This is a genomic window from Pseudomonas sp. AD21, assembly GCF_002878485.1.
GTDB lineage: Bacteria > Pseudomonadota > Gammaproteobacteria > Pseudomonadales > Pseudomonadaceae > Aquipseudomonas.
In genome coordinates, this window is record NZ_NQYG01000010.1 from 107123 (window position 1) to 121837 (window position 14715).

The following is a 14715-nucleotide window of genomic DNA, read 5'->3' on the forward strand; positions in this document are numbered from 1 at the left end:
TTACAAAAACGCCGATCAGTGATGATCGGCGTTTTTGTTTGTGCGCAAGTTGTCGCGCAACAAAAAAGGACCTTCGGGTCCTTTTTTGTTTTCACGTATTCATCAGAGTTTCGGCAGTTGGCCGACACGTCCCATCATTTCAGTGACGATCTGCAGGTCCAGCAGGAACTGGTCAACCGTCTTGAACTCGCCGTCGGTGTGACCGGTGTATTTGACTTCAGGTCGGGCCAGGCCGAATTGCACGCCGTTCGGCAGTTCATGCACCGAGGTCGCGCCGGCCGAGGTGCCGAACTCGTGCTTCATGCCCAGGTTCTCACTGGCCACCGCCAGCAGCGCTTTGACCCATTCGCCTTCCGGATTGCGGTACATCGGTTCGGCGATCGAGTAGGTGAAGTCCACGGCTACATGGGATTTCTTGCTCCAGGCTGCGAGCTTGTCAGCGATTTCCTTCTTCAGGACTTCCGGGGACTTGCCCTTCGGCACGCGCAGGTTGACCGCCAGCTTGAAGGCTTTGTCGTCGACGCCCACGTAGGTCAGCGAAGTGGTCAGCGGGCCCATGAACGAATCAGAGAAGCCGACACCGAGTTTTTTGCCCAGATAATCCAGGCCCCAGTTGGTGGACGCATAACGTGCAGCATCGGTGATCTGGTTGTGCTTGAGCGCCACCTTGCCGTCGAGGCTGTTGATGAAGTCGAGCATGCGTGCGACCGGGTTGACGCCGGACTCGGGTTCGGAGGAGTGCGCGGACACACCGGTGACGCTCAATTTGACGTCTTTGTCGTCAACCTTGGCCGCGATTTCGAAGTCGCCGCCGTGTTTTTTGGCATATTCGCTGCCGGCTTTCTGCAGGCTTGCGGCCAGTTGCTCAGGCTTGTCGGTGACGAGAGTGGCAACCGAAACCGATGGAATCTGGTTGGTCGCCAGGCCGCCGGTCATCGAGATGATTTCCGCGCCGCTGCCTTCACCTTTGCGCAGCGGGAAGTTGGCCATGACCGTGCCGTAGCCTTTTTCGGCGATGACCACCGGGTAGCCGCCGTCCAGCGCCATGTTGTAGTTCGGCGTCGGGTTGTGTTCGAAGTAGTACGGGATCGCGTCGCCGGTGGTTTCTTCAGTGGTGTCCACCAGCAGTTTGAAATTGCGTGCCAGTGGCAGCTTCTCTTCCGTGATCACTTTCATCGCGTACATGGCGACGACGATGCCGTTCTTGTCGTCTTCGGTGCCGCGACCGTACATGCGGTCGCCGATCAGCGTGACTTTGAACGGATCGAGTTTGGTGCCGTCTTTCAGTACCCAGTTTTCCGGGGTGACCGGCACCACGTCGGCATGCGCGTGAATACCCACGACTTCGTCGCCGCTGCCGTCCAGGGAGATTTCATAGACGCGGTTGTCGACGTTGCGGAACTTCAGGTTGAACGATTCGGCCAGGTTCTTGATCTTTTCGGCGATCTTGATGAACTCGGGATTGTCGTGCTGGGCCACACCTTCTTTCTGGAAGGTCGGGATTTCCACCAGTTCGCGCAGGGTTTCCAGTGCAGCCTTGCCGTATTTCACGCGGGTGTAGATGCCCAGCAGGCGGTAGATCTCGTTCTGCTGTTCAGCGCTCGGGGTCTTGTTGTCGAGAAAGGCATTGATCGCCGGGCCGAGGTTGTCGGTTTTACCCAGGTCGCTCTTGCCTACGGCACCCAGAAACTGGCGGAAATCGGTGACGCTCGCATCATCGAAGCTCTTGAGAATGGCTGCGCTCTGTTGCGGGGTGATGTTGGCCTGTGCGGGCAGGGTGAACGCAGAAAAGCTGGCCAGGATCAGGCTGGTCGCCGCCAGGCGCTTGAGAGAAAAATTCATTGCAGTGGGCATTCCTTTGCAGGCAGTTGATTGAGGTGTGTTTCAAAGATGAAACAAATCTTTTCCAAACTAACACCGTGAGGGTGTTGAAGGGGAGCCCGGGAAGTGGGATGCGTCGCACAGAAATGCAAAAGCGACGCACAAACGAAAAAGGCCCGAGCGGGATGACCGTTCGGGCCTTGTTCTATAAGGCAGTTTTACATCGACAAGACCAGTCGTCCGGCGAACAGAATCAGGATCACCCCCATGCTGCGTTCAAACCAATGGCCCATGCGCATAAACAGGTTCCGCACCCGGCTGCTGGAAAAAAACAGCGCGACGATCACGAACCACAGCGCATTGACGAAGCACATCCACACCCCGTACAGCGCCTGAATGTTCAGCGGCGTGCTGGCGCTGATGATCGTGGTGAAGATCGCCAGGAAAAACAGCGTGGCCTTGGGGTTCGTGGCATTGGTCAGAAAACCGGTGCTGAACGCCTTGAACAGCGACTGCTCGACCAGCGGCTCCTCCGTGCTCTGCTCGCCCTCAAGCGTGGTTTTCGGCTTGCTGCGAATCAGGCAGATGCCGAGATAAAAGATGTAGGCGCCACCGACGACCTTGGCCACCGTCAGCAACCATGGCGTGGTGTGCATCAAGGCGCCGACCCCAAGCAGGGTATACAACACATGCACGGAAATACCCGCTCCGATGCCCAGTGCGGTGCAAATGCCTACCAGTCGACCGAAGCGTACGCTTTGGCGGATGGTGACGGCGAAATCCGGGCCGGGAGCGACCACGGCCAGAAAGTGGATGGTGGCCAGCGCCAGAAACTCGCCCAGGTAGTTCGATAACATCTCAGCTCCAGAAGGTCAGGGGTGAAGCATTGCCGCGATAGCCGACAAAGAAGGAAAGGCTCAGTCGCGGATCTGCCACACCCGGGGTCACCGAGTGCATGCAACGCGAATTGAACATGATGAAATCGCCTGGCTCCGGCCGCACTTCAAGGGTCGGCGGGCCGAGCAGTGCCGGGTCGATGCCGTAACTGTCGCCGCGCATCTCGTCGAACTGATCCGGGGTAATGTCGTCGTCCCACACCTGCAGCGCACCGCCCTCGGTCGGCATGTTCAGGTACACGTTGCAGGCGAACTGCGCCTACAGGCTGCGGGCCTGAAAGCTGTCCGGCGCATCCTTGGCAAAAATGTCGTGATGGGCCAGGAAGCACACGCCGGGTTTGACTACCCGCGACAGGCCGACATACATCTTGCGGCCATAGAGGTTTTCCAGATGGGCGCCGGCCGGCCATGATTCGTCGAGCATGCAGCGCAGGGTGTCGATCGGTGAGGAGTAGGGCGCACAACGGTTGCGCAGTTCGGCGATGTTGCTGGTGGCACGCTCGAAATAATCCTCGATCAGCAGCGGCTGGTTTTCCGCCTCGTAAAACGCCATACCGATGCGGCCGATGCTCGGCGCGTTGATATAACCTTCGAATCCCGGAGCAAGAATTTTGTCGCCAATCTGGATCGCCAGCGGTTCGGGCAAAAAGCCTTTGACGCGGATGGCGAGGACATCTTCGTTGGCCAGTTTTTTTATGCACGTCTCATCGAGACGCTCGACGTCTAGCATCATTGTTTTTAGGTCCATCTATCGATAGTCAACGGAACCTGCGAGTGCGGTTCCCCCGGCGTCGGACGTTGCGCTAGGGCAACGTCCGAAATGCTCAATCCACGCTGTAGTGGACGGATAACGTGCCTTTCTTCTGCGAAAGTGACGCGATCGTGACTGTGCCCAAATCCTTCAGGCTGCGTACATGGGTGCCACCACAGCCATAGGCTGGCAGCTCGCCAAAGCCGATTTCCCGCGCGCCCTCGCGCAGCGAGGTCAGGCGCGGCAGATCGTGTTCGATCCACTGACCGATACCGTATTGAACGGTCGGCGCATCGACTTCCTGCGCGGCATCACCTGGTTTGAACTGCACCCGGCCTTCGTCAGGCCAGTGGTGTGCCTTGATCGGTGTCCAGCCCATGGCCTGTACGAAGTGCCCGATCAGATGCCCAGCCGAATGCATGCGAGTGTTGAAGCTGCGACGCTGTTCATCGACGTGAATACAGGTCATGCCGAGTTTTACCGGACAGTCGACGTAATGGACGATCCGGTCTGGTTCCTGCACCACGCGCAGCACTTGGCTTTCGCCGATCCAGCCGGTGTCGCAGGGCTGACCTCCGCCTTGCGGATGAAACAGAGTGGCGCGCAACACCACGGCAAATTCGTTCTCGTGGGGCGTGCAGTCGAGGACTTCCACATTAGCCTTGAGGTCATCACTATGGAAAAAGAGGCGAAGCGTCATATTCCATGCCCTTATTAAAGTTTCTTTTTTTATTATATGAATCGTGCAATAACGTGATAATCCGTTCAAACATCAAAGGACTTGTGCGCTGTGAGCATCAATCTCCCGCTGCCACTGCTCGGTGAAATGGCGATTTTCGTGAAGGTCGTGGAGACCGGCAGCTTTTCCGAGGCCGCCCGCCAGCTGGGTTCTTCGCCGTCAGCGATCAGTCGTAGCATTTCTCGCCTGGAAAAGGCGCTGGCTACGCGTTTGCTGCAGCGCACCACACGCAAACTACGCCTGAGTGACGGTGGTGAAGAAGTGTTCAAGCGCTGTCAGGAGATGGTCAGCGCTGCCAAGTCAGTGATGGAGATCAGCGGCCAGTTCACCCATGAGGCGGAAGGGCTGGTGCGGGTCAGCGTGCCGAAAGCGGTCGGGCGTTTTGTGATTCATCCACACATGCCCGAGTTTCTGCGGCGTTATCCCAAGGTCGATGTCGAGTTGCTGTTGGAAGACCGGCAGGTTGATCTGATCGACGATCATGTTGATCTGGCGATTCGTATCACTGACAGTCCGCCAGCCGGACTGGTCGGGCGTCAGTTGCTGACCATCGATCATTTGCTCTGCGCTACGCCGCAATACCTGGCCGAACACGGCACACCGACGCATCCGCATGACTTGCTCAATCACAGCTGCATTTATCTGGGTGAAACCCCAAGCGATGCGCGCTGGAAATTCAAGAAGGGCAGTAAAGCAGTGACCGTCGGCGTGCGTGGCCGCTATGCCGCCAACCATACCGGCGTGCGGTTGGGGGCGGTATTGCAGCACATCGGCATCGGCAGCCTGCCGTATTTCACCGCGCGTTATGCGCTTGAGCAGAAGCTGATTGTGCAAGTGTTGCCGGAGTGGACGTTCCTGGCTTCGTACCACGGTGGACTGTGGTTGCTGCACTCACCAACGCGCTATCTGCCACCGAAGTTGCGGGTGTTCATCGATTATCTGGTGGAGTGCCTGGAGAAGGAGCCGACGTTGAGCAAGCCGGGCAGGGCGGGGGCGCCAAACAACCTGGCGATGGCGTACGAGCTGCCTGAAAGCGAAGGATTGCTGTAATAGCAGCACAATAAAAAGGCCCGCATGGATCACCATGCGGGCCTTTTCATTACCAGGAGAAAATCAGTGCTTGCTGTCTTGTGCAGACATCGCCAACAGCTGTTTTTCCTGATTCCAGTCGAACGGTTCATCATTCTGTTCGGCGTCGTAGCGACGTTCTTCCAGCGCCTGATACAGGTCGATTTCTTCATCGGACAGGTAGTGCAGGCAGTCACCCGCGAAGAACCACAGCAGATCCCGTGGGATCAGATGGGCGATTTGCGGATAGCGGGTGATCACTTGGGTCAGGATGTCCTGGCCCAGATACTGGCTTTCGATCGGATCGATCGGCAGGGATGCCAGCAGTTCGTCGAAGCGCTCCAGGAACAAGGCATGGCTCTCTTCGGGAACCTGTTCGGCCTCACCTACGGCGACCAGAATACTGCGCAGGTGGTCGAGTAACACAAGATGATCGGCAACGACGTTGGACACGAGATAAGTCCTCAAGAGCAAAACGGGCGCGGGAGTATAAAGCTCCTGCGCTCGCTTGGACATGGTTGTCGGGATCAGCGGACTTTTCCCTCTGCCTGTTTCAGCTCTTCCTTGTCGAAGTCATCGACGTCGATCACCTTGCGTCGTGCTGCTTCTGCATCGCGCAGGGTCTGTGCTTCCTGCGGCTGCAACACTCCGGCCTCCAGCGCCGCATCGATCGCGTGTTCGCCAGCGACCGGTTTGACCTGACCGCTCTTCAGCGACATGTGCAGCTTTTTATGCAGCGGTTGGGCGGCATTCAGCAGATCGCTGGCGTGTTGCAGGGCACCGACGGCATCGTCGGCGGACTGCGGGCGATAGCAGCCGGCGAGCAGCTCTTCGAGGGTCGGATCGCCTTTGGCACGGCCGATCACTGCGGCCACTTCGGCGCCAAGTTTGTCGGAAGGACCTTTGTGGCGACGGCCGAACGGGAACACGATGACCCGCAACAGGCAGCCGAACACTTTGTTCGGGAAGTTGCTCAACATCTCATCCAGTGCCCGTTCCGACTGGCCGAGGCTTTCTTCCATGGCCCAGCGGAACAGCGGTTCCATATGCGCCGGCGAATCCAGGTCGTGGTAACGCTTGAGCGCAGCGGAGGCCAGATACAGGTTGCTCAACACATCGCCGAGGCGCGCCGACAGGCGTTCGCGGCGTTTCAGTTCGCCGCCCAGCAGCATCATGCTGAAGTCGGCCAGCATCGCGAATGCTGCCGCCTGACGGTTGAGGGCGCGGAAGTAGCCCTGACTGATCTTGTCGCCGGGGGCATGCTCGAAGTGGCCGAAACCCAGGTTCAGCACCAGGGTACTGGCCGCGTTGCCGACGGCAAAACCGATGTGCTTGAGCAGCAGGCCGTCGAACTCTTTCAACGCCTGATCCTTGTCCTCGCGGCCGGCAAGGGCCATTTCCTTGAGCACGAACGGATGGCAGCGAATGGCGCCCTGACCGAAGATCATCAGGTTTCGCGAAAGGATGTTCGCGCCCTCCACAGTGATGAAGATCGGCGCGCCATTCCAGCTGCGCCCGAGGTAGTTGTTCGGGCCCATGATGATGGCCTTGCCGCCGTGTACGTCCATGGCGTGGCTGATGCACTCGCGGCCGCGTTCGGTCAGGTGGTACTTGAGGATCGCCGACAGCACTGACGGTTTTTCGCCCAGATCCACCGCGTTGGCGGTGAGCATGCGCGCCGCGTCCATCATCCAGGCGTTGCCGCCGATGCGCGCCATCGCTTCCTGAATGCCTTCGAAGGCCGAGAGCGGCACGTTGAACTGTTCACGAATCTGCGCGTACTGACCGGTCACCAGACTGGTGAACTTGGCCGCGCCAGTGCCGACGGCCGGCAGCGAAATCGAGCGCCCGACCGACAGGCAGTTCATCAGCATCATCCAGCCCTTGCCGAGCATTTCCTGGCCACCGATGAGGAAGTCCAGCGGGATGAACACGTCTTTGCCCGAATTCGGGCCGTTCATGAACGCTGCGCCCAGCGGCAGGTGACGACGGCCGATTTCCACGCCCGGGGTATCGGTGGGGATCAGCGCCAGGCTGATCCCGAGGTCGTCCTTGTCGCCCAGCAAGTGGTCCGGGTCGTAGGCCTTGAAGGCGAGGCCGAGCAGGGTCGCTACCGGACCGAGGGTGATATAGCGTTTTTCCCAGTTCAGGCGCAGGCCGATGACTTCCTGACCTTCCCATTCGCCTTTGCAGATGATCCCGGTGTCGGGCATGGCGCCGGCGTCGGAGCCGGCCAGCGGGCCGGTGAGGGCGAAGCACGGAATGTCGTCGCCACGGGCCAGTCGCGGCAGGTAGTGATTGCGTTGTTCATCGGTGCCGTAATGCAGCAGCAGTTCGGCCGGGCCGAGGGAGTTGGGCACCATCACCGTCGAGGCGAGGTCGCCGCTGCGGGTGGCGAGCTTCATCGCCACTTGCGAGTGGGCATAGGCGGAAAAGCCCTTGCCGCCGAACTCCTTGGGAATGATCAGGGCGAAGAAGCCGTGTTCCTTGATGTGGCTCCAGGCTTCGGGCGGCAGGTCCATCGACTGGCCGATCTGCCAGTCAGTGACCATCGCGCAGAGCTCTTCGGTCGGACCGTCGATGAACGCCTGTTCTTCCTCGCTCAGTTGCGCCTTGGGATAGGACAGCAGTTTGTCCCAGTCCGGACGGCCGCTGAACAGCTCGCCGTCCCACCACACGGTGCCGGCATCGATCGCGTCGCGTTCGGTCTGCGACATCGGCGGCAGGGTTTTCTGGAACCAGTTGAACAGCGGCGCGGTGAAGTGTTTGCGGCGCAAGTCAGGCAGTAGCAACGGCGCGGCAACCAGCGCAAGCACGACCCAGAACACCAGCAACAGCCAGCCCGGGGCGCGGCTGAAAATGCCCATCGCCAGCAGGTAAATGGCGACGATACCCAACGCGGGCAGCGGGGCGATGCGCCGGTGGGCGAGGTACGCCACACCGACGATCAGAACCAGTATCCACAACAACAGCATATGTAATCCTCCGTGAACCAAGGCAAACCGACCCTCCAGAGCTTAGACGGCATCTGTAAAACGGGGTGGTCAGAACAAGGTGATTGAACTCGTGAGAAACCCTGGATGGCTTTTGTAGGTTCGGTGGGCAACACCCGTGGGAAAACGTTCGCTATTCCCGCGTCTTTGCGTGCATGTTTGGCCGAAACGTCGTTATCTCTGTGCTTGAGCTGTCGCTAGACTCGGGGCTCACCCAGGAGAAAAACGTCATGCGCGAGTATCTGAGCCCCGGCCGCTTCATCGATAGTGACCACCCGGCGGTGGTGGAGTTCGCCGAACAGCACCGTGGGGCCAGCCGCGACCCACTCGCGCAGGCGATCGGTCTTTATTACGCTGTGCGCGAAGCGGTGCGTTACAACCCGTATACCTTCAGCCTCGACCCGCAAACTCTGTGTGGCAGCCATGCCTTGGCGGCGGGGGAGAGTTACTGCGTGCCCAAGGCCACGTTGCTGGCCGGGTGTGCGCGGCATTGCGGGATTGCCGCGCGCATCGGTCTGGCCGACGTCAGGAATCACCTGTCGACCCCACGTCTGTTGGAATTGCTGCGCAGTGACGTGTTCGCCATGCACGGCTACACCGAACTGTTTCTGAATGATCGCTGGGTCAAAGCCACGCCAGCCTTCAACCAGCAGCTTTGCGAACTGTTCAACGTCGCGCCACTGGAGTTCGACGGGATCAACGACAGCGTTTTCCATCCGTACAACCGCGACGGCGCGCATTTGATGGAGTACCTGGTCGATCACGGCCAGTTCAGCGATGTGCCGGTAACCTTCTTCTTCGAACACCTGGAAAAGTGCTATCCGCATCTGTTCAGCGAACAACAGGCGAAGACCCTGGGCGATATGCAGAGTGATTTGAGCCGTGTCTGATCCGGCGTATGCTGCTCGCCCACGCATTTGAAAAGAGGCGGTCATGCTGAAGATCTGGGGACGGAAAAACTCATCGAATGTCAGGAAACCACTGTGGGCCGCCGAAGAACTTGGCCTGGCCTACGAGGCGATTGATGCCGGTGGTGCCTTCGGGGTGGTCGATACGCCTGAATATCGGGCGATGAACCCGAACGGCCGAGTACCGGTGATCGAGGATGACGGGTTCGTGCTGTGGGAGTCCAACGCCATCGTGCGTTACCTGCTGGCCAGGCATGCGCCGAACAGCGCGTGGTACCCGGCAGATCCACAAGCCCGGGCGATCGCTGACAAATGGATGGACTGGACCACCTCGAGTTTCGCCGGGCCGTTCCGCACCGTGTTCTGGGGCGTGCTGCGTACGCCGGCGGACAAGCAGGACTGGCCTGCAATCAACGCTGGGATCAAGGAATGCACGGCGCTGCTGGCCATGGCCGAGCAGGCGCTTGCCAGCCAGCCGTATTTGTCCGGAAACGAAATCGGCATGGGCGATATTCCCCTCGGCAGTTTCATTTATGCCTGGTTCGAAATGCCCATCGAGCGCGCCTCGCAGCCGCGTCTTGAGGCTTGGTACGCACGTTTGAAACAGCGTGCGGCCTATCAGAAAGCGGTCATGACCGCGTTGACTTGATAATAACTATCGACACACTTGACTGTACTTGTGTGGCGGCGGCAAGCACCATTGCGCTCATGCGCCGTGGTTGTTTTGTTCGCCGCCCGGCCTGACCTTTCCTTTCTTTCCTTCTTGGTGCGTAAATCAGATATGAGTTCCGCTCTGTCCATCCGGCAGCTAACCAAAACCTACGGCAACGGGTTCCAGGCCTTGAGTGGTATCGATCTGGACGTTGCCGAAGGTGATTTCTTCGCCTTGCTCGGCCCCAACGGTGCCGGCAAATCCACCACCATCGGCATTCTCTCGACTCTGGTCAACAAGACCAGTGGCACGGTGAATATCTTCGGCCATGACCTGGACAAGAACCCGGCGGCGCTCAAGCGCTCGATCGGCGTCGTGCCCCAGGAATTCAACTTCAACCAGTTCGAAAAGACCTTCGACATCGTCGTGACCCAGGCCGGTTACTACGGCATCCCGGCGAAGATCGCCAAGGAACGCGCCGAGCAGTACCTGACCCAGCTCGGCCTGTGGGACAAGCGTGATGTGCCGTCACGCTCGCTGTCCGGCGGCATGAAGCGGCGCCTGATGATTGCCCGCGCACTGGTGCATGAGCCGCGCCTGCTGATCCTCGATGAACCGACCGCCGGGGTCGACATCGAACTGCGTCGCTCGATGTGGACATTCCTCACCGAGCTGAACCAGAAAGGCATCACCATCATCCTCACCACGCATTATCTGGAGGAGGCTGAGCAGCTGTGCCGCAACATCGGCATCATCGACCACGGCACCATCGTCGAGAACACCAGCATGAAACAACTGCTGGGCCAACTGCACGTCGAAACCTTCCTGCTGGACCTGAAAAACGACTTGAACGCTGCACCGCAACTGATCGGCTATCCCGCTCGCTTGCTCGACAGCCATACCCTGGAGGTCCAGGTCGACAAATCCATGGGCATCACCGCGCTGTTCACCCAGTTGGCGCAGCAGCAAATCGAAGTGCTGAGCCTGCGTAACAAAACCAATCGCCTCGAGGAGCTGTTCGTGTCCCTGGTGGAGAAAAATCTGTCGAAGGTGGCGGTATGAGTTCCGAGTTCCGGCCCAACCTCGTCGCCCTCCAGACCATTGTTTACCGCGAGGTCAAACGCTTTACGCGGATCTGGCCACAGACCCTGCTGCCGCCGGCGATCACCATGGTGCTGTATTTCGTGATCTTCGGTAACCTGATCGGCCGGCAGATCGGCGATATGGGTGGCTTCACCTACATGGAGTACATCGTGCCGGGGCTGATCATGATGTCGGTAATCACCAACTCCTACGGCAACGTGGTGTCGAGTTTCTTCGGCAGCAAGTTCCAGCGTTCCATCGAGGAGCTGATGGTCTCGCCGGTGTCGCCGCACACGATTCTGATCGGCTTCACCATCGGCGGCGTGTTGCGTGGTCTGATGGTCGGGGTGATCGTGACCATTCTGTCGCTGTTCTTCACCCATTTGCAGGTGCATCACCTGGGTGTGACCATTTTGGTGGTGGTGCTGACGGCAACGATTTTCTCGCTGCTGGGTTTCATCAACGCCGTGTTTGCGCGCAACTTCGATGACATCTCGATCATCCCGACGTTCGTGCTGACACCGCTGACCTACCTCGGCGGGGTGTTCTACTCGATCACGTTGCTGCCGCCGTTCTGGCAGACCGTGTCGCTGGCCAACCCGGTGCTGCACATGGTCAACGCGTTCCGTTACGGCATTCTTGGTGTGTCGGATATCAAGATCGGCATTGCGATCACCTTTATGCTGGTGGCGACTGTCGTGCTGTATCTCGGTTGTGCGCGGTTGCTGGTGAGTGGGCGCGGGATGCGGACCTGATCCAAGACCGCGTCGACTGCTTCGCGAGCAAGCCCGCTCCCACACTGGATCTGTGTTACGACGCAGACCTCATGTGGGAGCGGGCTTGCTCGCGAAGGCGTCAGTCCAGACAGCACAAAACAAAACGGCCTCCCTTGCGGAGGCCGTTTTACATTCATGCCTTGCGGTTTCTCTTGCGCCGCGCCCATTGCCGCGCCACCCACCAGCGCCAGTACAGCATCACCGCAAAGTAGGCGAGGGCACCAAGCACCAGGCCACACACCACCGAGCCGAGCAAGAACGGCTGCCACAACGTCGAGAGTTCGCCGCTGATCCATTCCCAGGTCAACGAATCGGGCAGGGTGCGGGCGGGCACATCCATCAACCAGGCCCCGGCCTGATAGGTGCAGAAGAACACCGCCGGCATGGTGATCGGGTTGGTCAGCCACACCAGGCTGACGGCAATCGGCATGTTGCCACGCACGGTGATCGCCAGCGCTGCCGCCACCAGCATCTGCGCCGGAATCGGCAGGAACGCGGAGAACAGGCCAACGGCCATCGCCCGGGCCACCGAGTGACGATTGAGGTGCCAGAGGTTCGGGTCATGCAGCAACTTGCCGAGAAAGCGTAAGGATTTGTGTTCCCTGATGCTCGTCGGATCGGGCATGTAACGTTTGAATAAGCGCCGGGGCATAAGGCTTCTCGGTCGGTTAAGGCGGCAAGTATGTCTGGATTCTACGAAGCGCCCATTCAGACTTTGTGACAATTGTTGACGACGAGCTGGCTTCGCAACGGCTACGCCTAAGGAGTAACTCTCAAGGACGGGCGTATGCGCACAGGGATGATGGCGCTGGCAGCCGGTCTGCTGGTGGTGGTTTTTTTACCGGTTTTACCGCCGGTCGGGTTACTGATGTTGTTGCCCGTGGTGGGGCTGATGTTGCTGCCGTTTCGCAGCTATCCGTTGGCATTTTTGCTGTTCGGTTTCACCTGGGCCTGTGTCAGCGCGCAGTGGGCGCTGAATGATCGGTTGCCGCAACCGCTCGATGGCGAAACGCGCTGGATCGAAGGGCGGGTGGTGGGGTTGCCGCAGTCCAGCGACGGTGTGGTGCGTTTCGAGTTGGCCGATGCCCGCTCGCGGCACGCGACACTGCCGTCATTGATGCGGTTGGCGTGGTACGCCGGGCCGCCGCTCAACAGCGGCGAGCGCTGGCGCCTGGCGGTGAAGCTCAAGCGCCCCGGCGGCTTGCTCAATCCCGATGCCTTCGATTACGAAGCCTGGCTGCTGGCGCAACGCATCGGCGCGACCGGCACGGTCAAGGATGGTCAGCGCCTTGCCGAGGCGAGTTGGGCGTGGCGCGACAGCATTCGTCAGCGCTTGCTTGAAATGGACGCTCAGGGCCGGGGCGGTGCATTGGCGGCGCTGGTGCTGGGCGACGGTTCCGGGCTCAGCCGCGAGGATTGGCAGATCCTGCAGGACACCGGCACCGTGCATTTGCTGGTGATTTCCGGCCAGCACATCGGACTTTTGGCGGTGGTGATGTATCTGCTGGTCGCCGGGTTGGCGCGTTTTGGGTTGTGGCCGCTGCGCTGGCCCTGGCTGCCCTGGGCCTGTGGTCTGGCGTTTGCGGCGGCATTGGGTTACGGGGTGCTGGCCGGGTTTGAGGTGCCGGTGCAACGGGCCTGCGTGATGGTCGGGCTGGTGCTGCTGTGGCGTCTGCGCTTTCGCCATCTCGGTGCGTGGTGGCCGCTGTTGCTGGCGTTCAATGCGGTGCTGTTGCTTGATCCGTTGGCCAGCCTGCGCCCGGGTTTCTGGTTGTCTTTCGCGGCGGTGGCGGTGCTGATTTTCACCTTCGGCAGCCGCCTTGGCGCGTGGCGCTGGTGGCAGACCTGGACCCGCGCGCAATGGCTGATTGCGATTGGCCTGTGCCCGGTGTTGCTGGCGCTGAACCTGCCGATCAGCCTCAGCGGACCGCTGGCGAATTTGCTGGCGGTACCGTGGGTCAGCTTCGTCGTGTTGCCACCGGCGCTGCTCGGCACGGCGCTGTTACCAGTGCCCTATGTCGGCGAAGGTCTGTTGTGGCTGGCAGGTGGACTGATCGATGTGCTGTTTCGCGGCCTGGCGCTGATTGCCGGACAATGGCCGGCGTGGATTCCAGCCTCAGTCTCGTGGTGGGTCTGGATGCTGGGCAGCCTCGGTGCAGTGATGTTGCTGCTGCCACGTGGAGTACCGATGCGGTCCCTGGGCTGGCCGTTGCTATTGATGCTGGTGGTGCCGCCGCGTGAGCGACTGCCCGAGGGCGTGGCCGATGTCTGGCAGCTCGATGTCGGTCAAGGCCTGGCGATTCTGATCCGCACCCGTCATCACGCCGTACTCTACGACGCCGGGCCGCGTTTCGGCGATTTCGATATCGGCGAACGAGTGGTGTTGCCGGCACTGCGCAAGCTCGGCGTCGAACGCCTGGACCTGATGCTGCTCAGTCATGCCGATGCCGACCATGCAGGCGGTGCTGTGGCGGTGGCGCGCCGCTTGCCGGTCGCTCAGGTCATCAGCGGCGACCCACCGGGATTGCCCGCCCAACTGAACGCCGGGACGTGTGACAGTGGCCGGCAATGGCAATGGGACGGTGTGCGTTTCCAACTCTGGCAGTGGGCCGACGCGCACGACAGCAACCAGCGTTCCTGTGTGCTGCAGATCGAGGCCAATGGCGAGCGCCTGCTGCTCACCGGCGATATCGACACCCGCGCCGAACGCCTCCTACTCGACAGCCCGTTGGCCGTCCCCACGCAATGGCTGCAGGCACCGCATCATGGCAGCCGCAGTTCGTCATCCATGGCGCTGCTCAAAACCCTGCAGCCCGAAACAGTGCTGATCTCCCGAGGCCAGGGCAATTCGTTCGGCCACCCGCATCCCACCGTGCTCGCGCGTTATCGCAAACAGCAGCTGCGCATTTACGACAGTGCCGAGCACGGTGCCATTCATCTGCAACTGGGGACCTTCAGCGCGCCGTGGACAATGCGTCAGCAGCGGCGTTTCTGGCGTGATCCGCCCGTGTCGGCCCGTTGATCGGCG

Annotated in this window: 12 protein-coding genes and 1 pseudogene; 6 read left to right on the top strand and 7 right to left on the bottom strand. The window is 60.2% G+C overall.

Annotated features, from left to right (window positions below; translation table 11 throughout):
* Window positions 1–102: 102 nt before the first annotated feature.
* The 4 genes and pseudogenes from PseAD21_RS08990 to PseAD21_RS09005 form a co-directional block, all read right to left on the bottom strand.
* On the bottom strand, window positions 103–1842 hold the full coding sequence (locus tag PseAD21_RS08990; RefSeq protein WP_102355379.1) for a dipeptidase: 1740 nt from the start codon (window positions 1840–1842) through the stop codon (window positions 103–105).
* A 197-nt stretch (window positions 1843–2039) separates the two neighbouring features.
* The gene (locus PseAD21_RS08995) at window positions 2040–2678 is read right to left on the bottom strand and encodes a LysE family translocator (protein ID WP_102355380.1); all 639 of its coding nucleotides are present in this window, start codon (window positions 2676–2678) and stop codon (window positions 2040–2042) included.
* A 1-nt stretch (window position 2679) separates the two neighbouring features.
* Window positions 2680–3450: pseudogene (locus PseAD21_RS09000) on the bottom strand (2OG-Fe(II) oxygenase).
* A 91-nt stretch (window positions 3451–3541) separates the two neighbouring features.
* Window positions 3542–4168, bottom strand: a complete 627-nt coding sequence (locus tag PseAD21_RS09005) for a hypothetical protein (RefSeq protein ID WP_102355381.1) — start codon at window positions 4166–4168, stop codon at window positions 3542–3544.
* 90 nt (window positions 4169–4258) lie between these two features.
* Between PseAD21_RS09005 and PseAD21_RS09010 the strand changes: the two genes are divergently transcribed.
* On the top strand, window positions 4259–5257 hold the full coding sequence (locus tag PseAD21_RS09010; protein ID WP_102355382.1) for a LysR family transcriptional regulator: 999 nt from the start codon (window positions 4259–4261) through the stop codon (window positions 5255–5257).
* A gap of 63 nt (window positions 5258–5320) precedes the next feature.
* Here PseAD21_RS09010 and PseAD21_RS09015 read toward each other — a convergent pair whose 3' ends face one another.
* Both PseAD21_RS09015 and PseAD21_RS09020 read right to left on the bottom strand, forming a co-directional pair.
* Complete coding sequence (locus tag PseAD21_RS09015; protein WP_042610681.1) at window positions 5321–5728, bottom strand: PA2817 family protein; 408 nt, start codon at window positions 5726–5728, stop codon at window positions 5321–5323.
* Window positions 5729–5802: 74 nt separating this feature from the next.
* Complete coding sequence (locus PseAD21_RS09020; protein WP_102355383.1) at window positions 5803–8250, bottom strand: acyl-CoA dehydrogenase; 2448 nt, start codon at window positions 8248–8250, stop codon at window positions 5803–5805.
* Between the two features lie 248 nt (window positions 8251–8498).
* Here PseAD21_RS09020 and PseAD21_RS09025 point away from each other — a divergent pair, with 248 nt between their 5' ends.
* From PseAD21_RS09025 to PseAD21_RS09040, 4 genes are all read left to right on the top strand, one after another.
* Entirely contained in the window at window positions 8499–9158 is a 660-nt protein-coding gene (locus tag PseAD21_RS09025) for a transglutaminase family protein (RefSeq protein ID WP_102355384.1), read from the top strand.
* A gap of 43 nt (window positions 9159–9201) precedes the next feature.
* On the top strand, window positions 9202–9825 hold the full coding sequence (locus PseAD21_RS09030) for a glutathione S-transferase family protein (RefSeq protein ID WP_102355385.1): 624 nt from the start codon (window positions 9202–9204) through the stop codon (window positions 9823–9825).
* 132 nt (window positions 9826–9957) lie between these two features.
* Entirely contained in the window at window positions 9958–10890 is a 933-nt protein-coding gene (locus tag PseAD21_RS09035) for an ABC transporter ATP-binding protein (protein WP_102355386.1), read from the top strand.
* Window positions 10887–11666, top strand: a complete 780-nt coding sequence (locus PseAD21_RS09040) for an ABC transporter permease (RefSeq protein ID WP_008087860.1) — start codon at window positions 10887–10889, stop codon at window positions 11664–11666. The genes PseAD21_RS09035 and PseAD21_RS09040 overlap by 4 nt, the downstream gene beginning before the upstream one ends.
* Window positions 11667–11820: 154 nt before the next feature.
* On the opposite strand, the gene PseAD21_RS09045 is transcribed toward PseAD21_RS09040, so the two are convergent.
* Window positions 11821–12339, bottom strand: a complete 519-nt coding sequence (locus PseAD21_RS09045) for a DUF2062 domain-containing protein (RefSeq protein ID WP_102355387.1) — start codon at window positions 12337–12339, stop codon at window positions 11821–11823.
* A gap of 135 nt (window positions 12340–12474) precedes the next feature.
* Here PseAD21_RS09045 and PseAD21_RS09050 point away from each other — a divergent pair, with 135 nt between their 5' ends.
* Window positions 12475–14709, top strand: a complete 2235-nt coding sequence (locus PseAD21_RS09050) for a DNA internalization-related competence protein ComEC/Rec2 (RefSeq protein WP_102355388.1) — start codon at window positions 12475–12477, stop codon at window positions 14707–14709.
* Window positions 14710–14715 lie beyond the last annotated feature (6 nt).